The 21,453-nt window shown below is 67.2% G+C and carries 17 protein-coding genes; 10 read left to right on the plus strand and 7 right to left on the minus strand.

Features of this window, described 5'->3' with window-relative positions; translation table 11 throughout:
* Positions 1 to 58: 58 nt before the first annotated feature.
* From FBY30_RS20990 to FBY30_RS11465, 3 genes are read right to left on the minus strand one after another with little or no spacing between them, the layout of a single operon-like run.
* Positions 59 to 1,297, minus strand: coding sequence for an SRPBCC family protein (locus FBY30_RS20990; protein ID WP_235009428.1), 1,239 nt, complete (start codon positions 1,295 to 1,297; stop codon positions 59 to 61).
* Positions 1,298 to 1,325: 28 nt separating this feature from the next.
* The gene (locus FBY30_RS11460) at positions 1,326 to 2,153 is read right to left on the minus strand and encodes a DUF1206 domain-containing protein (RefSeq protein ID WP_142132981.1); all 828 of its coding nucleotides are present in this window, start codon (positions 2,151 to 2,153) and stop codon (positions 1,326 to 1,328) included.
* Between the two features lie 3 nt (positions 2,154 to 2,156).
* Positions 2,157 to 2,447, minus strand: a complete 291-nt coding sequence (locus FBY30_RS11465; protein WP_142132982.1) for a hypothetical protein — start codon at positions 2,445 to 2,447, stop codon at positions 2,157 to 2,159.
* Between the two features lie 159 nt (positions 2,448 to 2,606).
* On the opposite strand from FBY30_RS11465, the gene FBY30_RS11470 reads away from it, so the two are divergent.
* Positions 2,607 to 3,146, plus strand: a complete 540-nt coding sequence (locus FBY30_RS11470; protein WP_142132983.1) for a hypothetical protein — start codon at positions 2,607 to 2,609, stop codon at positions 3,144 to 3,146.
* Between the two features lie 237 nt (positions 3,147 to 3,383).
* Here FBY30_RS11470 and FBY30_RS11475 read toward each other — a convergent pair whose 3' ends face one another.
* Complete coding sequence (locus FBY30_RS11475; protein ID WP_142132984.1) at positions 3,384 to 4,064, minus strand: FadR/GntR family transcriptional regulator; 681 nt, start codon at positions 4,062 to 4,064, stop codon at positions 3,384 to 3,386.
* Positions 4,065 to 4,068: 4 nt separating this feature from the next.
* Complete coding sequence (locus FBY30_RS11480; RefSeq protein WP_142132985.1) at positions 4,069 to 5,403, minus strand: MFS transporter; 1,335 nt, start codon at positions 5,401 to 5,403, stop codon at positions 4,069 to 4,071.
* Positions 5,404 to 5,540: 137 nt separating this feature from the next.
* Between FBY30_RS11480 and FBY30_RS11485 the strand changes: the two genes are divergently transcribed.
* Positions 5,541 to 7,157 carry a CYTH and CHAD domain-containing protein gene (locus tag FBY30_RS11485; RefSeq protein WP_142132986.1) on the plus strand — a complete coding sequence of 539 codons (1,617 nt, stop codon included), beginning with the start codon at positions 5,541 to 5,543 and terminating at the stop codon, positions 7,155 to 7,157.
* 15 nt (positions 7,158 to 7,172) lie between these two features.
* On the opposite strand, the gene FBY30_RS11490 is transcribed toward FBY30_RS11485, so the two are convergent.
* On the minus strand, positions 7,173 to 8,609 hold the full coding sequence (locus FBY30_RS11490) for a PucR family transcriptional regulator (protein WP_142132987.1): 1,437 nt from the start codon (positions 8,607 to 8,609) through the stop codon (positions 7,173 to 7,175).
* A gap of 168 nt (positions 8,610 to 8,777) precedes the next feature.
* On the opposite strand from FBY30_RS11490, the gene FBY30_RS11495 reads away from it, so the two are divergent.
* From FBY30_RS11495 to FBY30_RS11525, 7 genes are all read left to right on the plus strand, one after another.
* Positions 8,778 to 10,208: an aminobutyraldehyde dehydrogenase gene (locus tag FBY30_RS11495; protein ID WP_142132988.1), complete on the plus strand. Its 1,431-nt coding sequence runs from the start codon at positions 8,778 to 8,780 to the stop codon at positions 10,206 to 10,208.
* 85 nt (positions 10,209 to 10,293) lie between these two features.
* A complete protein-coding gene (gabT, locus tag FBY30_RS11500; RefSeq protein WP_142132989.1) occupies positions 10,294 to 11,664 on the plus strand; it encodes a 4-aminobutyrate--2-oxoglutarate transaminase in 1,371 nt (456 codons plus the stop codon).
* A gap of 501 nt (positions 11,665 to 12,165) precedes the next feature.
* Complete coding sequence (locus tag FBY30_RS11505) at positions 12,166 to 12,594, plus strand: hypothetical protein (RefSeq protein ID WP_142132990.1); 429 nt, start codon at positions 12,166 to 12,168, stop codon at positions 12,592 to 12,594.
* 4 nt (positions 12,595 to 12,598) lie between these two features.
* A complete protein-coding gene (locus FBY30_RS11510) occupies positions 12,599 to 13,939 on the plus strand; it encodes a glycosyltransferase family 2 protein (protein ID WP_142132991.1) in 1,341 nt (446 codons plus the stop codon).
* Entirely contained in the window at positions 13,929 to 15,743 is a 1,815-nt protein-coding gene (locus FBY30_RS11515; RefSeq protein ID WP_142132992.1) for a polysaccharide deacetylase family protein, read from the plus strand. The genes FBY30_RS11510 and FBY30_RS11515 overlap by 11 nt, the downstream gene beginning before the upstream one ends.
* A gap of 55 nt (positions 15,744 to 15,798) precedes the next feature.
* Positions 15,799 to 17,586 carry a polysaccharide deacetylase family protein gene (locus FBY30_RS11520; RefSeq protein WP_142132993.1) on the plus strand — a complete coding sequence of 596 codons (1,788 nt, stop codon included), beginning with the start codon at positions 15,799 to 15,801 and terminating at the stop codon, positions 17,584 to 17,586.
* A 37-nt stretch (positions 17,587 to 17,623) separates the two neighbouring features.
* Positions 17,624 to 19,306: an endo-1,4-beta-xylanase gene (locus FBY30_RS11525; RefSeq protein ID WP_142132994.1), complete on the plus strand. Its 1,683-nt coding sequence runs from the start codon at positions 17,624 to 17,626 to the stop codon at positions 19,304 to 19,306.
* Here the strand turns inward: FBY30_RS11525 and rarD are convergent, their stop codons facing one another.
* Positions 19,307 to 20,332, minus strand: coding sequence for an EamA family transporter RarD (rarD, locus tag FBY30_RS11530; RefSeq protein ID WP_142132995.1), 1,026 nt, complete (start codon positions 20,330 to 20,332; stop codon positions 19,307 to 19,309).
* A 118-nt stretch (positions 20,333 to 20,450) separates the two neighbouring features.
* Between rarD and FBY30_RS11535 the strand changes: the two genes are divergently transcribed.
* Positions 20,451 to 21,446, plus strand: coding sequence for a DNA topoisomerase IB (locus tag FBY30_RS11535; RefSeq protein WP_142132996.1), 996 nt, complete (start codon positions 20,451 to 20,453; stop codon positions 21,444 to 21,446).
* Positions 21,447 to 21,453 lie beyond the last annotated feature (7 nt).

Here is a 21,453-nt window from a genome sequence, read left to right on the forward strand (position 1 = left end):
ACCGCGGGGCCAACAGGTCCCGCGGTTCCTGCGTTTAAGCGATATTAACCGGGTTGCGCTACTTACCCGCCCCGCCGATCGCCATGAGCTCCAAGCGGCGCAGGGTCTCGCGGTTTCGGGCCGAAATCATCGGATCGCGCAGGAACTTGGGCATCAGCTTGCCCGGCCCGCGGATGGCGTCCTCGGCAATGGTCACCCGGCACTGGTTCCCGCGGTCCTCCAGCGAGATCTCCACCTTGGCCTCGCCCATGGGCCAGCCGCGCGCCACGAGTTCCAGGGACCGGCCCGGTTCCACGGCGGCCACCTTGGTGCTGTCGTCGATGACCAGCGGCCAGGTCCCCACGGAGTGGTGCAGCTGGGCGCCGGCCTGCGGCCATTCGGCGTCAACATCCCTGATCCGGGACGCCCCCACCACCCAGCCCGAGTAGAGCCAGCCGTCAGAGATGACCCGCCAGACGTCGGCGGAGGATGCGTTGAACAGCAGCGAGACGGTGGACATGGTGTTCCTTCCGGTTCCGGTGGTGCTTTCCTGAAGTGTTGCGGCGGCACTTTTTGGGCGCGCCGTTGGTTTGGAGCTTACGACGGCGGGAGGTGCCGGCCGCCGTGCAGCCCGGTAGGACGGCTTCCGCAGGCGCCGGGTCCATCCGTAGGCTTCGGCTCCGGGCGGCTGGTTCTCCAGGGGATCGAAGCGCAGGGGGATGTCGGCAGGATCGGCACCGGCGTGCAGCCGCAGCTCACCGCACTCCCGCCAGGGTCCGCCCGGCGTGGCCCAGTGCAGTCCCAGCACCCATTCCCCGGACGCCAGCGACCCCGGCGGGAGGCTGCGCGTCCGCAGGCCCAGCAGGACAGGACCGCGCTGGCCTCTGTACGGCATAAGCGTGGTCATGGTGGCTCCGGCGACGTCCAGCCGCGGCATCAGCAGGAACCGGCCCGGCAAGCCCCAGCCGGTGGAGGCAAACAGCACGTCGGCCGGACCGGCAGCAGCGTCATCACCGGCAGCAGGCAAGTCCTGGGGCGAAACCCGGAGGGCAAGGCCCAGGATGTCCGGCAGTGCCTGCGGCAGGCCTACGGACCGCGAGAAGCGGGCCACCACCTGGTCAGTGCCGGGGGAGTCCAGCCAGTCGATGCCGCTGGGGCCGGCCGGGTTGCCGGTCCTGGTGAGCTCTCCGGACAAGCCGAGGCCCTCGGGGTGGATGGGCCGGTCAGGCCGCGCGAGTTTGAGGAGCCGGAAGAGGGCAGCGAAGGCCTGCCCGGTACTTCCGGTGACGGCGGAAACTACGCGCAGCTGTTGGGTCATACTTCCTTCCTACCCACAAACCCCGGGCCTACATGCGGCCAAACCGGGCCCGGATCAGGGCGAAAACCCCATAGGCGATAAACCCGGCGCCGATCGCCACCAGCAGCGTGGGCCCGAAGGGATGGTCCTGCAGGGCTTTGAGGCTGCCGTCCAGCCCCGTTGACTCCTCGGGCCGGTGCTTGGCCGCGGCAATGATGAACAGCAGTCCGGTGAGGTCCAGCGCAATGCCTTTGGCCACGTGGCCCGTGACGCCCAGGCTGTCGATAAGCCTGCCCCGCCGCGTGCCCTCAAAATGGAACAGTTCTTCCTTGAAGCCGCGCCGCAACCCCTTGACGATGAAGTAGATACCGATGCCAAGGATGGTCAGGCCCAGGGCCACCAGGAGCCACGGCCCCACCGGGTTGTCCATCAGGTTCTCGCTGAAGTCCCGTGTGTTGTCGCCCGAGTCGCTGCGCTGGCCCAGCGCGAATCCCGCGAAGGTCATGCCCACACTGCCGTAGGCGACGGCCAGGAACCCTGAGGAAACCAGCTTGGCCAGCCGTTCCTTGCGCGGGAGGCTCCTGGCCCGCAGGGTCGCTTCGCTGGCCTGCCAGAGGGAAAGGCCGAGGCAGGCCACCACGCACCCCCACATGACGAACGGGCCCCAGGTGTTGTCCGCCAGTTGGGCGATGGCGCCGGTGGGTTCGGCCTCGCCCGGATGTCCGAAGGCGATGGCAATGGCGATGGCACCCAGGATGACGTGGAGCAGGGCCATGACGGCAAACCCGGCGCGGGCCAGCACATCCAGGACCTTGTGGTTGGAGGCCTCCTCGACAGCGTCCGCTGCCTGCCTGAGCGTGGATTCGCCGTTGGACATCTGTCAGCCGTTCATGGGCCCTTCGGCCCGCAGCTTTTCTGCGCCTGGTCCCTGAACGTGCACGGTACAGCGGACCACCAGCTGGCCGGGGGCGTTGTCCAGCTCCACCAGGGATTCGTCTGCGCTGAGGACGGTGAAAACTTCAGAACCCGCCACAACGTCCACGCCCTTGGCCTTTGCCGTTTGCTTGGCATTGCGGAGCGCCTCGCGCTCCAGTCCGTCCACGTAGCCGCTGTCACTTTCACGGGCGGGGTTCCCGAAGGCCCAGCCGAACAATGTCCCTGTGTTTCCCATGGCGACGATATTACGCGGTGCGCCCTGTCCGGGACGGGCTTTCGTAATATTAGTAAGTGTGCTTACCATGGGCGCACCATACCTCGATGGGACACGGCAAGTGAAGTCTGCCGCAAAGCGGCAACCCGGAACCAGTTCACAACGTTAGGAATGCACATCATGGCAGGAAATCTCATTGCCCGTTCGGTTCACGACCTGACGGCAGCAGCATGGTTTGGTGGATCCCTGATGGGTGCCATCGGGCTCAACGGGGCTGCAGCCCAGGCCAAGGACCCCTCGGAGCGCACCCGGCTTTCCAGCGCCGGCTGGATGAAGTGGGCTCCGTTCCAGACCGCGGCGTTCGCCTCCCACCTGGTGGCGGACCTGGCCATTGCCTGGGAGAACAAGGGCAGGATCGCCAAGCAGGAGGGCGTGGCCCGTGACACCGTCATCAAGACCGCCGTTACCGTGGTGGGCGCCGCGGTAACCCTGTACTCGGGCATCCTGGGCAAGAAGGTGGACAAGCTCGCCGGTGAAGGTGCAGAGGGCGCAACCGAGCCGCACGGCGCTGCCTCGGACGAACTGAAGACCGCCCAGCAGCAGCTCAAGCTCCTGCAGTGGACCATTCCCGGCTTCGCTGCCCTGGTGATCATCCTTGGCGCCAAGCACGGCGAGATGCAGCGCCCCAAGAACGTCTTCTCGGGCCTGCGCGGCGACTAGGCCGGATAAGAAACACAAAGCGTACGACGGCGGTCCGGCACCACAGTGCCGGGCCGTCGCCGCGTCCGGGACACCGTCCTCCCGGTGCGCACGTTCGGTTTCGCTGCGCATGTCCACCCCCGACTCGGATAATCCCTTGCGCGGCCCACATATCGCGGCGCCAGGGAATTTTCGCGTCGCAAAGGAGGTGGCGCGTCGATACCGGGGAAGCCGCGGGACCGCTACAGGAAAGCCGAATTACTCCGCCAGCCACTCCGCGCAGGAGTTCAGGTTCCGGTTCACGGTGGCCACGGCAGCGTCCTGGTTCCGGCGTTCGATGGCGTCGAGCAGCGTTTCGTGGCCGTCCCGGGGGAGTCCGTTGAAGCCCGGCCGGCGCTGCTGCTTGAGCAGGTCCTGGTGGAACGCGGTGCCGAAGCTCGCGTAAAGCTCATGCAGCAGGGGGTTGCCGGACGCTCGGGCAATGCCTTCGTGGAAGCACCAGTCGGCGTCCGCCCAGGCTTCGACATCCCCGTTCTTCCAGGCCTGGTCCCGGGCGGCGAGGAGCGCGCGCAGGCCCGTGACGTCGTCGTCCGTTGCATTGCGGGCTGCCAGCCGCGCCGCCTGGGTGTCCAGGCCCAGCCGGACCTCCAGGATGTGCTGTTCTGTGTGGTCCTGGTACATGCGGCGGGCCGCGCCGGACATTTCGCTGGTGGCGCGCACGTAGGTGCCGTCCCCGCGCCGCACCTCCAGCATGCCGCCGTGGGCCAGGGCCTTGACCGCTTCGCGCAGGGTGCCGCGGGAAACGCCCAGCCTGGCCATGAGTTCGGGTTCGGGCGGGATGCGCTGGTTCAGCGGCCATTCGCCTGAGTGCACCATTTCCCGCAGCTTGGCCGTGACTTCGGCGGCGAGCGGCGGACGGACCGAAGGGCTCAAGGACATGATGCTATTTTCCTTCCGTGCGGGCGGTGTGGTTTCCGACGGCAGGGCTTCCGGCATCGGGAGCGCCCGCGGACTTTCCTGACATGGCCTTCCCGGTAAGCAGGTGGGACACCACGATCTGCACCAGGGCCACCCCCAGCAGCAGCACCAGGGGCAGCGACCAGCCGCCGGTGGCGCTGTGCAGCAGTCCCATGCCGAACGGGCCTACGGTGGCCAGCAGGTACCCCGAGGACTGGGCCAGGGTGGACAGGGCCGTGGTTTCGGCGGTGCTGGTTCCGCTGCGGCTGATCATCACCATCACCAGCGGGAAGATTCCCAGGCCGAACCCCAGCAGCACCGCGGGGACGGCGGCCAGCCCCACCGGAAGAACCAGCAGGGCCGCGATCCCCACAACCATGGTGATGCTCACCAGGTAGAACGCGGGGCGCAGCATGCCCGGCCGGGCGCCGAGGGCGATCAGCACCATGCCTGCCGGGACCGAAACAAGCTGCATCAGCCCGAACATCAGCCCGCTCTCCGACGCACCCAGGCCCATGGTGGTGAGCATGTACGGGAACCAGCTCAGCAGGGCATACGCCAGCAGTGCCTGCAGGGTGAAGATTGCGGTGAGGAGCTGGCCCTTGCGGGTCCGCAGCAGGGGCCACGGGGAGACGTGTCCGGCCGCGGTACGGGCGGTGTTCCGGTGGGCATGCATGGCCACAGGCAGGAATCCCAGGAAGGCTGCCACGGCCGCGATGCCCACGGCACCCACCGCGGCGGACGGGGATCCCAGGGCCTGCGCCAGCGGAACCACCAGGACGGAGGTCAGGGTGCCCCCGGTGGTCATGGTCACCGTGTAGACGGCGGTCATGAGGGAGGTCCGGGAGGCGAAGTGCTCCCGGATGAAGGACGGCATGGCCACATTGCAGATGGCCAGCCCGGACATGCCCACCACGCTGCCGGCCACCAGCATGCCGGTGGCTGGGATGCCGCGCAGCAGAAGCCCGCCGGCCAGCAGCGCCAGCGACAGCAGGATGGCCTTCTCCACCCCCACCTTGCCGCTGAGCCATGATGTCGCGGCCCCCGCCACAGCGAAGCAGAGCGTGGGGATGGACGGGATGATTGCCGCCACCAGCGCCCCGTAGCCCAGCACAGCCTGGAGGTCGTGCAGCAGCGCGGAGGCTCCGGTGATGCCGGCGCGCAGGTTCAGTCCGATCAGCACCAGCGCAATGACACCGAACACGACGGCGGAGCGCGGCTTCACGGGAACCGTCCCGGCTGCCGTTTCAGTGTCCGGGACTTCGATGTCCGTTACGGCGGGCGGGGAGGCGTGGGCGGGGGCGGGGGGAGTGGCGGCCATACCCTCCACCGTAAAGGTTAGACGTTTGATGTTTCTGTCTTTGTGGCCAACCTCTCCCCGCACGCGGCCCCTGCAATAGACTGCCAACGGACTGTCGGAGGGCCTGGCGTTGACCAGGCGGCGCTGGAAGGACGGCTGTGGAAGCTTCCCGGGGACTTGAGATCGAGAAGAAGTACGACGTCGACACCGCCGCCGGGGTGCCGGCCCTGGAGCAGGCTCCCGGCGTGGCCCGGACGGGTAAGCCCCACACGGACCTCTTGGAGGCGGTGTACTTCGACACTCCCAAGCACGGCCTGGCCGCCCGCCGCATCACCCTTCGCCGCCGCACCGGAGGGAAGGACGCCGGGTGGCACCTGAAGCTGCCGCCCCAGGCCGCCGCAGCCGGGGAAGGCCCGCAGCACCGGACTGAGCTGCACGCACCGCTTGGCCGGCCCGACGTCGTCCCGGACAGCCTGCTCACCCACCTTCACGCCTACCTTCGGGGGACTGTCCCGGCCCCGGTGGTCCGGCTGGAAACCCGGCGCACCACCTACCCCCTCTACGGAGAGGACGGCGTGCACCTGGCCGACCTCGCCGACGACCACGTCACCGCCGTGCGGCTGGAGGACGGGCCGGACGCGCCCCGGCAGGAGTGGCGCGAATGGGAGCTGGAACTGGTCCACGGGGATCCTGGCCTCTTCGGCCCCGTGGAGGAACTGCTCACCGCCGCCGGTGCACGGCACGCCGGGCACGCCTCCAAACTGGCCCGCGCCCTGGGCAGTGGCACCAAGGCGGGAAAGCGGTCCGCTGCCGCCGGTGGTGCCGTTCCTGCCGGCGGTGAGGCTCCCGGCAGTGCTGGGGGGAGCGAAAGCAGCCCCGGCCTCCTGGCCGGAAAGCGCGCCCCGGCTGCCGCCGTCGTCACCGTCTACGTGGCCGCACAGATCGACCAGATCCTCGCAAGCGACGCCGACGTCCGGAACGAGGAGCCCGACGCCGTGCACGCCATGCGTTCTGCGACCCGCCGCATCCGCTCCGTTTTGGCTGCCTACAGCCGGCTCTACCGGGCATCGCCGGTGCGCAAGCTGCGGAGTGAACTCAAATGGCTGGGCCAGCTGCTGGGCCAGCCGCGCGACGCCGAGGTCCTGGGGAAACAGCTCCGCGAACAACTGGGCGCACTGCCGCCGGGGGAGGGCATCGCCGCCGCCACCGCAAGCGTGGAACAGCGTACCGGCAGCGACTATGACGCGGCTTACCGGCTCCTGCGCGAAGCCCTGGAATCTGCCCGCTACTTCCGGCTACTGGACAAGCTGGAGGACTTCCGGGACAACCCGCCCGTGCGCGCCGAAGCCGTGACTCCCGGACGGCGTGCAGCGGCGAAGGCGGTGGACAAAGCCGCCAAACGCCTGCGCCGTTCACACAAGGCGATCAAGCGGGCCCGGCGCGGCCGGGAGGAAGAGCTTGCCCTCCACCGTGTCCGCAAGGACGCAAAGCGGCTGCGCCACGTGGCCGAAGCGGCGGCCCTGGTACACGGCAAGCGCGCCGGCAAGGTGGTCAAGGCCGCGCACCGCCAGCAAAAGATCCTGGGCCGCTTCCAGGACGCCGTGGTGGCACGCGACCTGCTCGCCGCCGTCGCTGCCGACTTCAGTGATCCGGCCACGGCAGCCATCTACGCCGAGCTCCTGAACCAGCAGGAGGAACGGATGCTGGCGGCGAAGGCGGGGTCCCGGAAGGCCTGGAAGAAGTCGCGGGACCTGCTGGGCCACGGCGTGATCTGACGCCGTGTTCGCGGGTTACTTGCCCTGCCGCGCCGACAACCGCGCCACCGCCAGCGCAAGCCACAGCTGCACGCGGTCCGCGGTGACCGCGGGGTCGTAGCCGGTGAGCTCGGTGATCTGGGCCAGCCGGTACCGGACCGTGTTGCGGTGCAGCGTGAGTTCCTCCGCCACCGCCGCCACCGAGCCGTTGTTGTTCAGGTAGCTCTCCAGCGTGGCCATGAGTTCCGAGCCGTGCGCGGCGTCGAAGGACCGCAGGGGGTTCAGCGACTCGTGCGCCATGTCCGCCAGCGGCACGTCCTCGCTGGCCAGCAGCAGGGACGTCAGGCTCAACCGCTCCGGCTCGTTCACCGGCAGGCCGTGGCTGGCGGCATCCCGGGCCTCGAAGTAGCTCCAGCGGAGCCCGTTGGGCTTGGTGTACGCCCCGCCGATGCCGATCGTGGCATGGATCCCGGCCTCCGCGAGGTGGTCGCTCAGCTTCCGTGCCAGCCCAGGCGCCGTCCCGCCGTCGTCATTGACCACCAGCACCAGGTCCTTGCCCACGACGGCGGCAACGGCCTTCTCCAGTTCCTGCGGCACCGAGGTGCTCCCCAGGGCCTTGCCGTGGGCGGCGGACACGGCCAGGAGGACCACGTTCTTGCGGGTACTGTTCACTCCCACGCCGGCCAGCCTGCGCTGCGCCTCGCTGGTCTCCAGCGCCCCGTGGATCACGTCCTCCAGCACCTGCCCGCAGAGGGCGCGCTGGGCCTGCCGCTGCTTGACCATGTTGTTCAGCTCCACGCTGATCAGGTTCTGGGCGTAGCCGATGATGCCGGTGTCCTCGAAGGGCTGGCGCACCCACAGGGTGCAGGCGTCGCGTCGGCCCGTGGGCACGGGGTAACTGGACCAGGTGTCCGCCGACGGGTGGGTGCTGCTGCTGTTATAAAGCTGCGCCGTGAACTGGGTGAGCGCGATATCCGTGCGCAGCATGCCACCAAGGTTCTTCAGCAGCTCCGCGAGGCCGCCGCCGGTCAGCAGCGCCCGCGCCAGCACCTGGTGCCCGGCGATCAGCCGTTCCAGCTTGGCGTAGTGGTCCGCGGACTGGGCGTCGGCCACCAGCTTGGTGATGGCGATGAACGGGGTCTCGTATGGCACCTCCACCACGGGCAGGCCCCACCGGTTGGCCTCCGCCAGGAGGGCCGGCGGCACCGCCTCGTGGGACAGTCCCACGCCAAAGCCGATGCCCACCGCGCCGGCGCGCTGCACCTGGCGGACAAAGCGGCGCTGCTCGGGCGCTGAGCGCAGCCGCAAGCCCGTGGTGAGGACCAGTTCGCCGCCGTTGAGGAACCGCTGGGGATCCTCCAGTTCGGTCACCGCAACCCAGTTGATGTCCTGGTTCCAGGTAGTCTCCGCCACGCCCGCCTTGGACAGCTTCAAGGACGTCACGCCCACCAGGGCAGCAAGGGAAATGGCCATGAAGCAAGGATAAACGTGAGCTGGGCAACCGCACTAAACCCCTTAGGCAAGGGTGTGCAGGTGGCTATTCACCCGGCTTGGGCGCTGGCATAGGCTCAAGGCAGTTCCATCCATCCGTCCTGGTTTCCGCCCGGCCGCAGATGGCCCTTACGAAAGAGGTTGCACACCGTGGTCCAAACCTTGCAGAACTTCATCAACGGGAAGTTCGTCACCCCCGCCGGCACCACCCTGCTGGACGTGGTCAACCCCGCCAACGGCGAAGTGGTGGCCCAGGCTCCCGTGTCGGTGCAGGCGGACGTGGACGCCGCCATGGCAGCCGCCAAGGACGCCTTTCGGACCTGGAAGCACGTCACCCCGGGCCAGCGCCAGCTGATGCTGCTCAAGCTCGCGGACGCCATCGAGGCCAACAGCGACGAACTGGTCGAGGCCCAGCACCGCAACACCGGCCAGGTCCGGTCGCTCATTGCCTCCGAGGAAGTGGCCGCCGGTGCCGACCAGCTGCGCTTCTTCGCCGGTGCCGCCCGCATCCTCGAGGGCAAGTCCGCCGGCGAGTACTTCGAGGGCCACACCTCCTACGTCCGCCGCGAACCCATCGGCGTGGTGGCCCAGGTGGCCCCGTGGAACTACCCCTTCCTGATGGCCATCTGGAAGATCGGTCCCGCACTCGCGGCCGGCAACACCGTGGTCCTCAAGCCTTCCGACACCACCCCCGAATCAACCCTGGTGCTGGCCCGGCTCGCCGGGGAGATCCTGCCCGCCGGCGTGCTGAACGTGGTGCTCGGCACCGGCGAAACCGGCGCCATGATGGTGGAGCACAAGGTCCCCGGCCTGGTGTCCATCACCGGCTCGGTCCGGGCCGGCATCGCTGTCGCTTCCGGCGCCGCGAAGGGCCTCAAGCGCGCCCACCTGGAACTCGGCGGCAAAGCCCCCGCGATCGTCTTCAAGGACGCCGACATCAAGAAGAGCGCCGCGGCGATCGCCGAGTTCGCCTTCTTCAACGCAGGCCAGGACTGCACCGCCATCACCCGCGTGCTGGTGGAGGAATCCGTCCACGACGACGTCGTGGCAGCAATGGTGGAACACACCAAGACCCTGCACACCGGTTCGCAGAACGACGAGGACAACTACTTCGGCCCGCTGAACAACATTAACCACTTCAACGCCGTCACCTCCGTGGTGGAGAACCTGCCCGCCAACTGCCGGATCGAGACCGGCGGCCACCGGGCGGGGGAGAAGGGCTACTTCTTCGAACCGACCATCATCACCGGCGCCAAGCAGACCGACGACGTGGTGCAGAAGGAAACATTCGGCCCCGTCATCACCGTCCAGAAGTTCAGCACGGAAGAAGAAGCCGTGGCCATGGCCAACGACGTGGACTACGCCCTGGCCTCAAGCGTCTGGACCACCAACCACGGCACCGCCATGCGGCTCAGCCGCGACCTGGACTTCGGCGCCGTCTGGATCAACACCCACATCCTCCTCACCGCCGAAATGCCGCACGGCGGTTTCAAGCAGTCCGGCTACGGCAAGGACCTCTCCATGTACGGCGTGGAGGACTACACGCGCATCAAGCACGTCATGTCCGCCCTCGATTCCTGACGCTCCCCACCGGCGCCCCAACCTCGCTCCGCTTCGGCCAGGGAACCCGGCCGGAGCGGGCCCCTAGTAAGAGAAAGTAAAACCCATGACCACCACCGCAGCAGACCTCACCTACCGCCTGGAGCAGAAGCGCCGCGTCCAGGCCGACTTCCCCGGCCCCAAGTCCGTGGCACTGACCGAACGCCGCAAGTCCGTGGTGGCTGCCGGCGTCGCCTCCAGCGTTCCGGTCTACGTGGCCGACGCCGACGGCGGCATCATCCAGGACGTCGATGGCAACTCCTTCATCGACCTCGGCTCAGGCATCGCCGTCACCAGCGTGGGCGCCTCCGACCCCGCCGTGGTCGGTGCGGTCAAGGAAGCCGTTGAGCACTTCACCCACACCTGCTTCATGGTCACCCCGTACGAAGGCTACGTAGCCCTCGCGGAGCAGCTGAACCGCCTCACCCCGGGCGACCACGAAAAGCGCACCGTCCTTTTCAACTCCGGCGCCGAAGCAGTGGAGAACGCCGTCAAGGTGGCCCGCCTGGCAACCGGCCGTGACGCCGTCGTCGCCTTTGACCACGCCTACCACGGCCGCACCAACCTGACCATGGCGCTGACTGCCAAGGCCATGCCGTACAAGACCAACTTCGGCCCGTTCGCGCCCGAGGTCTACCGGATGCCCATGAGCTACCCGTACCGCGAGGAAAACCCCGCCATCACCGGTGCCGAGGCCGCCAAGCGCGCCATCACCATGATCGAGAAGCAGATCGGCGGCGACCAGGTTGCCGCGATCATCATCGAACCCATCCAGGGCGAGGGCGGCTTCATCGTCCCGGCCGAGGGCTTCCTCCCGGCGCTGGCCGCCTGGGCCAAGGAGAAGGGCATCGTCTTCATCGCCGACGAAGTCCAGTCCGGCTTCTGCCGCACGGGCGAATGGTTCGCCGTCAACCACGAGGGCGTTGTCCCGGACATCATGACCATGGCCAAGGGCATCGCCGGCGGCATGCCGCTGTCCGCCATCACCGGCCGCGCCGACCTGTTGGACGCCGTGCACCCGGGTGGCCTGGGCGGCACCTACGGCGGCAACCCGGTGGCGTGCGCCGCTGCGCTGGCTGCCATCGGTTCCATGGAGGAATACGACCTGAACGGCCGTGCCCGCCACATTGAATCCATCGCTACGGCGCGCCTGAACGAACTGCAGGCCGAACTGGCCGCTTCCGGAACCGACGTCATCGGTGACGTCCGCGGCCGCGGTGCCATGCTCGCCGTCGAACTTGTCCAGTCAGGCTCCAAGGAACCGAACCCGGAACTGACCAAGGCTGTTGCCGCCGCCTGCCTGAAGGAAGGCGTCATCATCCTCACCTGCGGCACCTACGGCAACGTGATCCGCCTGCTGCCGCCGCTGGTCATCACCGATGAGCTGCTCGCAGACGGCCTGGAAGTCCTCGCCCGCGCCATCAAGGCCAACGCGTAGAAGCCTTAAACCCGCTCCCATTAAAGGGCAGCACCCCGCCGGGGTGCTGCCCTTTTCTGCTGCCAGGAAGCCCCGCTTGCGGGGTACCTACGCCCCCTCGCCGCACGGCTTCAACTACCTAACAACAGGCCGTAGCCGGAGGCGCAGCAGCGGTGCCCCCAACGGCGGTGTCGGTAGGTAACCCTCAAATTGTTTATTGAGTACCCGTTACTCGTGTCCGTCCTCCGCAGGGATACGTAATTTTGAACCTATAAACGGGTTGGGCTGCGCGCGACGCCGGTTGCCTAAGGCGCCGCCCCCACACCCCAAAAAGCGGAGCCACTCACGCTCCTATCGTGTCAGCCGCAGGGTAATGACGCTGCCCTCCCTTGGCGCTAATGACAGGTACTTCATCCAACGCCTGGTGTTTGGGCACCCCAGGTGGTGATACCCCAAAGCCCAACGACGGACTTCTTGCTTGAGACAAGGGGGATGGCAGTGACGCATCCGGGAAGCTTCGCAATGCCTGCAGCAGTGCCGGCACAAGCCACCTTCGGCCGCGACGGAGCCATGTTTGAAAGCCTGCTGGACTTCGTGGCCCAGCTGAGCCTGGTGCTGTGGAGCGTGGTCACCCTCACCGTGGTCATCCGCTTCATCGGCATCCGCTTTTACCGGCGCGCCGCCCGCAGGGCCCTGGCCCGGATCGCGGCAGCAGATGCTGCGGCACCTGGCCCTGCCGGGGCCGCAGCAAGTGGTTCCGGCGCCGACGTCTCCGGAGCCACGGAGGCTGCGGCCAAACCTACAGCGAAACCTGCAGTCCCACCGGTTGTCCTGCCTGCCATCGCCGTGGTCCCCGTAATCAGGGCCGGCATGGACCTGCTCCAGCCGGCCAACGTTCCCCTGCCCGAGGCCGCGACGAACGTGCTGGCCAGCAACTCAGTGGACGGGTGAGCTGATGGACATCGCGCTCCTGATCTTCTGGCTGTTCGCGGGCGTCAGCATCCTTTACGTGGTGCACTTTGGCCTCTACCTGGCTGGTGCCAATTTCTATGACGTCTGGCAGCAGCGGCGGAAAGGGATCAGGGGCGTGCGGCTGCCCACCGCTTTCCAGCCCGAATGCGCGGCCACGGCCACCTGGACCCGCAGGGCCCTCCCCGAGGTACCCGGCCTGGTGTCCATCGTCATTGCCGCGCACAACGAGGAAGCAGTGATCGTCCGGACGCTCGACTCCATCCGGCGCAGCACCTACCGCTCCTTCGAGGTCCTCGTGGCGGACGACGCATCCAGTGACCTTACCGGCCGCCTGGTCCGCGACTACCAGGTGCGCCATCCGGAAATGAACCTGCGCCTGGTGCGGATGCACAGGAACGTGGGGAAGGGCGCCGCACTCAACGCGGTGCTCCGGCGTTTTGCGCACGGCCAGTACGTGATGACGCTCGACGCCGACTCGGTCATCCAGCCGGACGCCATCACCAACGCGCTGTCCTACTTCGACGACCCGTACGTGGCCGGTGTGGCGGCGAACGTCCAGATCATGGAGGAGACCACAGCCCTGGGCATCCTGCAGCGGTTCGAACACATGATCGGCTACCGCTCAAAGAAGCTCTACTCGCTGCTGAACTGCGAGTACGTGGTGGGCGGAGTGGCCTCCACATACCGGATGCGGGTGCTGCGCAAAGTGGACTTCTACGATACGGACACGGTGACCGAGGACATCGGCCTGAGCGCAAAGATCACTTACTTGGGCAACCGGCGCTTCCGCATGGTCTACGGCGCGGACGTGGTGGCCAGGACCGAAGGCGTGCTCACGTTCCTCGCCCTGGCCAAGCAGCGCTACCGGTGGAAGTACGGGAGCATCCAGAACCTCATCAAGTACCGCGGCATGGCGCTGAACCCCAGCCGCCGGTACAGCCGCACCTTGGCCTACTACCGGATGCCGATGGGCCTGTTGAGCGAGTTCACCCTGCTCGTCTCGCCCCTGGCCTGGACGTACGCCGTCTATTGGTCGCTGGCCACGTACACGCCGGCCCTGATCATCGGTTCCTACGCCACCATCACCGCCTACACGCTGCTGACGGTCCTGATGGACGAAAACCTCACAGCGCGGGAACGCACCAGGCTTTGCCTTTACGCCCCCACGGCTTACTTCCTGTTCTACATCATGGACCTGGTGCAGCTGGTGGCCGCCGTCCGCTGCATCACGCGCTTGCGCGGCCTGGTCCGGCGCCCCGAGATCAACACCTGGAAGTCCCCGCAGCGGGCCGGCAGCGTGGGGGTGGTGACCAGTGCCGCCTAAGCGCCGGAGGCTTCGCCGGGTACTGCTGAATCCCCTCGTTGTCATCACCGTGCTGGTCCTCCTGATCAGCGCCGGATGGCTGGCGTACACGGCGAGGACGGGCAGCTTCGCCCAGCCCCGGCCGGGAGCCAACCTGCTGCCGGCACTCTTCCCCGCCCTGGCCGGACCTGCCGCCACACCCGGCCAGTCGCCGTCGGCCGGTTCCTCCATGGACCCTGCCGGCGGATGGATCGCCGGGCACAGCGGTGACGCCAGGACTTCGCTGGAGTTGGCAGCCGGGCAGATGGGTGGGCAGGCGCTCAAGCTCACCATCAGCCAGTACGCCTCAGGCGACGTCACCCTCAGCAGCCCGCGGGTAGACCTCGCCCCCGGCAAGACTTATTTCTTCAAGGCGTTCACCACCACCGACCCCGAATTCAGGCTGCTGGCCAGGAAGTACCACAAGGACGGCAGCAGCAGCCTGGAGCAGCTGCGGAATCCGCTGGAACGCCCCGGCACCTCCGCGTTTACGGTCAGCGACGCGTTCAACAGCGGGGACACGACGACGGCGGTGCAGTACGTCTTCCGCTTCGCCTCCGCCGGCACGTTCCAGGTGGAGGGCGTGTACCTCGAGGCAGCAGAGGACGTCCAGCTTCCCGCATCCGGAGCAGGGGGTCCCAACGTGATCCCCAATCCGGGGTTTGCCGGTACCGATCCGGGCCGGCCCGCGTTCTGGTCTCCGTATTCGTCCGGGACATCGACGGTGGAGTCCGGGCGTGGCGAGGATGACCGCGGCAGCTTCCTCTGGACCCGGGTGGGCAACTACCAGAACGGGGAAGCGAAGTGGCAGTACCAGCCCATCCCGGTGGCCGCCGACCGCTACTTCACCTTCAGCGCGGCCTACAAGTCCGATCTCAAGGTGGATGTGGTGGCCGAGTTTGAGCTTGCCGGCGGCGGGCGGAAGTTCCGGAACCTGGAGACGGTGCCGCCGGCGGGGGAGTGGACCACCATCAGGGATACCTTCCAGGTCCCGGACGGGGCGGACACCGCGATGGTCACCGTCATTTCGCACGGGAACGGCACCACTGCGGTCCGGGACTTTTCGCTGCTGGACGTCACCAGGCCGGGGCCGCTGCGCTGGCAACAGCCCATGGTCTCGATCACCTTCGACGACGGCTGGCAGTCGGTGTACGACCGGGCCCTGCCGCTGCTGGACAAACACGGCTTCAAGTCCACCCAGTACGTCAATCCCAGCTCCATAGAGACGCCGAACTTCATCACCGCCGCAGAGGTCCAGCAGATGAACCAGGCCGGACACGAGATCGCCGCCCACAGCTACCAGCACGTGGACCTCACCTCCGTGGGCACCGGCAGGCTGGACGACGAGCTGCGCAAGAGCGAGGACGCCCTGGCAGCCGCGGGCCTGCCCACCGACGACCTGGCACCTCCGTACGGACGCTCCGACCCGCAGGTGGACTGGTACGCAGCGAAGTACTTCAAGATTGTCCGCGGCACGGGCGATGGCATCAACACCAGGCAAAACCTCAACCCGCGCGACTTGAAGGTCCTCTATGTCACCGACGCAACCACGCCGGAGACCCTCAAGGAAACGCTCGCCGAAACCTCCCGGTCCAACGGCTGGCTCATCCTTGTGTACCACCAGATCGCAGCCCCCGACTCGTCGGGCACCCAGAAGAGCACTATTGCGGCGGACAGGAGCACCATCACCAGCACTGCCCTCGCAACCCAGCTGCAGCTCATCGACGAAAGCGGCATCCAGGTCAAACCGGTCGCCCAGGCGTTCGAGCAGTTGCAGGGCCCGTGACCACCACCAGGCGGTGAACCGCGGCGCCTTCGCCATCCGATAGAAGGAGAAAGTCATGATCAGATCAAGATCCAGCCTGGCGCGGCACCGCGCCAAGCTATTGACCATTGGGGCGGCGGTGTGGGCCGTGGCGGCCGCACTCCTGTCCCCTGCGGCAGCCAATGCCGCGGTGGACAATCCCGCGCCAACTCCGCTCGTGTCCTTCACCTTCGACGACGGCATGCAGAATGCCCTGACGCAGGCGGCCCCCACACTCAAGAAGTACGGGCTCACCGGGACCAGCTACATCATTACCAACTGCGTGGGCATGACCACCGTGCCGAACAACTGCCGCGCCAATACGGACGTTCCGTACATGACGTGGGACCAGATCACCCAGCTGCAGAACACCTACGGCTGGGAGATCGGCTCGCACACCGTTGACCACCAGTGCCTGGTGAGCGTGGGCAATGACTGCCAGGCGACCAAGCTGACGGCTGCCCAAGTGGATGCCGAGCTGGCCAACAGCCGGTCAGCGCTGGCGGCGCATGGCTTCAACGCCACGGCCCTCGCCACGCCATACGGCGACTACGACATGACCACGCTCGCCCAAATCGCCAAGTACTACAGCTCCATGCGCGGCTTCGCCGACGTGGGCAACAACATTTGGCCGCTCGGCGACCTCCTCCTCCACAACACCCCCGTGCAGGAGGTGACCACCCCGGTGTCCACCCTGAAGGCCAAGGTGGACGAGGCGATCGCGAACAAGACCTGGGCCATCTTCACCTTCCACGACATCAGGCCTACGCCGAGCAAGACCCCGGACGACTACCAGTACGGTACGGCGGAGCTGGACCAGCTGGCCGCTTATGTGCAAACCAAGGTGGCGGCCGGCCAGATCAGGAACGTCAATGTCAGCAAGGGCCTGGTGAACGGCAGCCCCAACCTGCTCCCGAACCCGACGTTCAATAACGGCATCGCCGACGGGTGGCGGACCGACGCGCCGGCTGCGATCACCGCTGACTCCGGGAACCACGGCAGCTACCCCGATCCCGCCAAGTCCGTGAAGCTGGTGTCCGGTTCCGCCGCCAGCCACCTGTTCTCGCCAAAGGTTCCGGTCTCGGCAGCCAACAGCTACCTGTACAAGGCCTACCTCAACGTCGCCTCAATCTCCTCCGGGGAAGTGGGCTTCTACGTGGACGAGTACAACGCGGCCGGGCAGTGGATTTCCGGGCAGTTCCGCAAGCGGGAAAACAGCCACTGGGTGGAGTCGATGAACTTCACCTACACCCCCAGCTCCACCTCCGTGGCGTCTGCCAGCCTCCAGGTCTACGTGACCGGCACGGGCATCACCGCTTACCTGGACAACATGCAGATGATGACCCTTGGGGCGGCAGCACCTCCGACGCAGTCCCCGAACCTGGTGGCGAACGGAACGTTTGACGCCGGCATCAGCTCGGGCTGGAGGACGGACTCGGCGTCCACCATCGTGGCTGACGCAGGAAACCACGGGAGCCCAGCCAACCCGGTGAACTCGGTCAAAATGGCGGCCACCACGGCCAACAGGCATCTGTTCTCCCCGCAGGTGGCAGTTGCCGCCGGCAGCTACAGGATTGCCAGCTACCTCAACATCACGGCGCGGACCAGCGGCGAGATGGGCTTTTACATTGACGAATACAACTCCGCCGGGCAGTGGATCTCCGGGCAGTGGAAGCTCGGTGTCTCGGCCGGCGGCGTGACCAATGTTGACCTGACGTACTCGCCGAGCAGCACAGCGGTGGCCAAGGCGAGCCTGCAGGTCATCGTCCAGGGCAATTCAGGGCTGCAGGCGTATTTCGACGACGTCCGCTGGACCAAGTCGTAGCCGCACCAAGTCCTGTCTACAGGGAAGAAGACGAAGGATGGCCGGACGTCCGCACGCATTGATGGTGGTGCTGGCGTCCGCCCTCCTCGTCATCCTGGCTTCCTGCTCCCCGCCCAAACCCGACGTGACGCTGGACCTGCTGCACGTGGACTGGCAGGACGTCCCGGGCGTCCGGACCGGCAGCGGCGGGCTGCAGGTGACCCCCACTGCCCGGCGGATCGTGGAGCAGAGCGGACAAGGGGGCCAGCCGAACCCTCCGCTCAACCTGGCCGGCACCCACCTGGTGGTCGGCGGGGACTTTTCACTCAGCGCCACCTTCGCGGATGTCACAGCGGACGCATCCTGGGCCGTATACACCCGGCCGCCTGTCATTGCGGATGAGTTCCGCGTGGAGCCGGCCGGAGTGCGGCTTACGCTCCAGGGCAACGAGTTGAGGATCGCAGTCTTCGACGGCGCACAAAAGCAGGACGTGACCCAGCCGGTACCCGTCCATGACGAGCACGTGGCGGTGAAGGATGCGGCTGCTCCGCTCACGGTGCGCAGGTCCGGCGACACCCTGGCCGTCGCCAGCGGCAGTGACACGCTCTCTTCGCTGCCCTTGGGCAAGGTCTTCTCATCCGGGCAACTGTGGCTGGGGTTCTCCAGCGACTCCGGGGACTTTGAAATCACTTCCTTGAAGGCGGTAGCCCCGGGAAGCACCGGACTGCGCACGTCGGGGGCCGCGGCGGCAGGCGCGCAGCGGTCGGCTGACGGGCTGCAGGCCCTGGCCGCCAAGATCCGTCCCGACTTCCTGGTCGGCGCGGCCGTGGCCCTTGGACCCCTCACCGGCGACGAGGACTACGCGCGGGAGTTCGTGGGAAACTTCGGCGCCCTCACCCCCGAAAACGCCATGAAGCCGCAGTTCCTCTCCCCGCAGCAGGGCGTCTACACCTTTGAAGAGGCCGATGCCATCCTGGCGATTGCCCAAAGCAAGGGCATGGCGGTGCATGGCCACACCATCGCCTTCACGGAGGCCATGCCGCGTTGGATGCAGGAGCTGCCCACCGGCTCCGAGGCGGAACGGCAGGCCACTGGCGCCACACTGCTGGATTACGTCAGCACCGTGGTGGCGCACTTCAAGGGCAGGCTGGCGTCCCTTGACGTGGTGAACGAGCCGTTCGACGTCAACCAGGGGACCAGCATGCAGCAGAACCTCTGGTACCGGGCTTTCGGGCCCGGTTATCCCACAGTGGTCTCCAAGGCCGTGTACGCCGCCGATCCGGACGTCAAGCAGTACATCAACGAGAACGGCGCGGACGTCCCCGGGCCGCGCCAGGACGCCCTGCTCAAGCTCATACTCGATACCAACGCGCAGGGCGGCCACATCTATGGTGCAGGCCTCCAGGCGCACGTCTACGACCTCCGGACCGACGCCATTTCCGCTAACGACCTCACCCAAACGCTCACAACCTTCGGGGACGCCGGGCTGCACGTCCGCATCTCCGAAAACGACGTCACGGATGATCAGGGGACGGAAGCCCAGGCGAAGCAGTACGCCACGGTCCTGGCCACGTGCCTGCGCTCGCGTACCTGTGTTTCCTACACCGCATGGGGTGTTGACGACCGATACGACTGGTGGATTGACGACGGCGGGAGCCTCCGGCAGGGCCACGACCACCTGTTCAACGACGGGAAGCCTACGCCCGCGTACGACGCCGTGAAGCGCGCCTTGGGTGGGTGATCAGGCGGCCTTGCGGAGCGCCCGGCGGGCCAGCGAGTTCCTGCGTGCCGCCTGCAGCATGTCCAGGGTCAGCAGCACCAGGGCCAGCCACACCACCCCGAACCCGATCCAGCGCTCGACGGTCATGGTCTCGCGGAACACGAGCAAGGCCACCAGGAACTGCAGGACGGGGGCGAAGTACTGGAGCAGCCCGATGGTGGTCATGGGCAGCCGGCGCGCGGATGCGCCGAAGAACAGCAGCGGCACGGCCGTGATCACGCCGGACGCCAGCAGCAGCCAGAAGTGCCCCGCACCTTGGGATGTCAAGGTGGAACCGCCGCCCAGGGCAAGGATCACCATGGCCACGGCAGCCAGCGGGGCGAGCACCATGGTCTCCACGCTGAGGCTGGTGATGGCATCCACTTTCGAGCCCACCCGGTTCTTCACGAAGCCGTACAGGCCAAAGCTGAAGGCCAGTGTCAGGGCGATCCAGGGCAGCTTCCCGTACGAGTAGGTGAGGACGCCCACCGCCAGGAAACCTACAGCCACTGCGGCCCACTGGAGCGGCCGCAGCCTTTCCTTCAGCACCAGCACGCCCAGCAGCACCGAGACCAGCGGGTTGATGAAGTAGCCCAGGGACGTTTCCACGGCCTGTCCCGTGGTCACGCCGTAGGTGTAGGTCAGCCAGTTGATGGCGATCAGGAACGCAGCCAGCGCCAGGGAGCCAAAGACCTTCCGGTCCTTCAGGGCTGCGGCAAGCACCCGCCACGTCCTGGTGACAGTGATCAGGAGCGCGCAGAACAGCAGTGACCAGACCACGCGGTTGGCGACGATTTCGACGGCGCCCGCCGGCATCAGGATGAAGAAGTACAGGGGGAGCAGCCCCCACAAAACGTAAGCGCCGATGCCGAACAGCATTCCCGCCGTCGTATCCTTGCCCACGGGCCCGGGACCCAACGGTGCAGGGGCGCCTGCTGCGGATTTTGCCGCAGGGGGCGAGGCGGCCGGGGTGGCGACGGGCGTGGCTGGAGAGGTTCCTTCTGGCATGGGCACGCTCTCAATAACAGCATCCAGCCGGCGGGTATTCCAGCAGGCAGGCGGCAATCCGGAAAATAATCAGTAGGCTTGCTTTCATGACACGTGCGCCTCTGCCGAAGCCCGCCCCATGAGGCTCCGGCGCAGCAATGCCTCGGGCCGCGGCTACCGCAGGGTGGCCGCCGGCAAGGGCTTCAGTTACCGGGACCTCGATGGCTCCACGCTTCCAGCCGGTCCCGTCCGGGACCGGCTGGAAAGCATCGGCATCCCGCCGGCATGGACCGACGTCTGGATCGCCCCGTTCGAGAACGGCCACATCCAGGCCACCGGAGTGGACGGGGTAGGCCGCCGCCAGTACATCTACCATCCGGAGTGGCGCGAGCGGAAGGACCGGGTGAAGTTCGACCGCTCCCTCCAGTTGGCCGAATCGCTGCCCGCAGCCCGGCGGCGCGTCACCATGGACCTGCGCAGCGACGGCTTCACCCGCGAACGCGTCCTGGCCGCCGCCTTCCGGATGCTGGACAGCGGATCCCTCCGTGTGGGCTCTGAACGCTACACGAACGAGAACGGCAGCCGCGGCCTTGCCACCCTGCTGTGCGCCCACGTCCAGGTGCGCAAGGACCGGATCCTGCTGCGCTTCCCGGCCAAGAGCGGCAAGGACTGGGAATCGGAGATCCGGGATCCGGACCTCGCGGTCCTGCTGCGCCTGCTCAAGCGCCGCGGCCCCAACGCCCGGCTCCTGGCCTACAAGGAGGGCAGGACCTGGCGCCCGGTCACCAGCGCGGACATCAATGCCTACGTGAAGGAGCGCACCGGGTCCGACTTCACAGCCAAGGACTTCCGGACCCTGCGTGGAACGGTGGCAGCCGCGGAAAGCCTGGCCCGCACCGGTGTCCAGCGCACTGCCGCCAAGCGCAAGCGGGCCATCAGCCGGGCAATGTATGACGCTGCGGAGACGCTGGGCAACACCCCGTCCATCGCCCGGAAGAGCTACGTGGATCCCCGGGTGTTGGACCACTACCACGACGGCGAAACCATCGACCCGAAACGGCTGGACTCGGCGGAAGCCGAACTGCGCGCGCTGCTGTACCGCGAAGGCAAGGTTGTGCCCCTGGCGCCCAACTAGAATGGGG

This window comes from Arthrobacter sp. SLBN-83 (assembly GCF_006715285.1).
Classification (GTDB): domain Bacteria; phylum Actinomycetota; class Actinomycetes; order Actinomycetales; family Micrococcaceae; genus Arthrobacter.

Bases quoted from the DNA above. Each gene is read 5' to 3' on its own strand.
- FBY30_RS20990 (WP_235009428.1), bottom strand. From the start codon at position 1,297: ATGACCCAACAGCTGCGCGTAGTTTCCGCCGTCACCGGAAGTACCGGG.
- FBY30_RS11460 (WP_142132981.1), bottom strand. From the start codon at position 2,153: ATGTCCAACGGCGAATCCACGCTCAGGCAGGCAGCGGACGCTGTCGAG.
- FBY30_RS11465 (WP_142132982.1), bottom strand. From the start codon at position 2,447: ATGGGAAACACAGGGACATTGTTCGGCTGGGCCTTCGGGAACCCCGCC.
- FBY30_RS11470 (WP_142132983.1), top strand. From the start codon at position 2,607: ATGGCAGGAAATCTCATTGCCCGTTCGGTTCACGACCTGACGGCAGCA.
- FBY30_RS11475 (WP_142132984.1), bottom strand. From the start codon at position 4,064: ATGTCCTTGAGCCCTTCGGTCCGTCCGCCGCTCGCCGCCGAAGTCACG.
- FBY30_RS11480 (WP_142132985.1), bottom strand. From the start codon at position 5,403: ATGGCCGCCACTCCCCCCGCCCCCGCCCACGCCTCCCCGCCCGCCGTA.
- FBY30_RS11490 (WP_142132987.1), bottom strand. From the start codon at position 8,609: ATGGCCATTTCCCTTGCTGCCCTGGTGGGCGTGACGTCCTTGAAGCTG.
- gabT (WP_142132989.1), top strand. From the start codon at position 10,294: ATGACCACCACCGCAGCAGACCTCACCTACCGCCTGGAGCAGAAGCGC.
- FBY30_RS11505 (WP_142132990.1), top strand. From the start codon at position 12,166: ATGCCTGCAGCAGTGCCGGCACAAGCCACCTTCGGCCGCGACGGAGCC.
- FBY30_RS11510 (WP_142132991.1), top strand. From the start codon at position 12,599: ATGGACATCGCGCTCCTGATCTTCTGGCTGTTCGCGGGCGTCAGCATC.
- FBY30_RS11520 (WP_142132993.1), top strand. From the start codon at position 15,799: ATGATCAGATCAAGATCCAGCCTGGCGCGGCACCGCGCCAAGCTATTG.
- FBY30_RS11525 (WP_142132994.1), top strand. From the start codon at position 17,624: ATGGCCGGACGTCCGCACGCATTGATGGTGGTGCTGGCGTCCGCCCTC.
- rarD (WP_142132995.1), bottom strand. From the start codon at position 20,332: ATGCCAGAAGGAACCTCTCCAGCCACGCCCGTCGCCACCCCGGCCGCC.
- FBY30_RS11535 (WP_142132996.1), top strand. From the start codon at position 20,451: ATGAGGCTCCGGCGCAGCAATGCCTCGGGCCGCGGCTACCGCAGGGTG.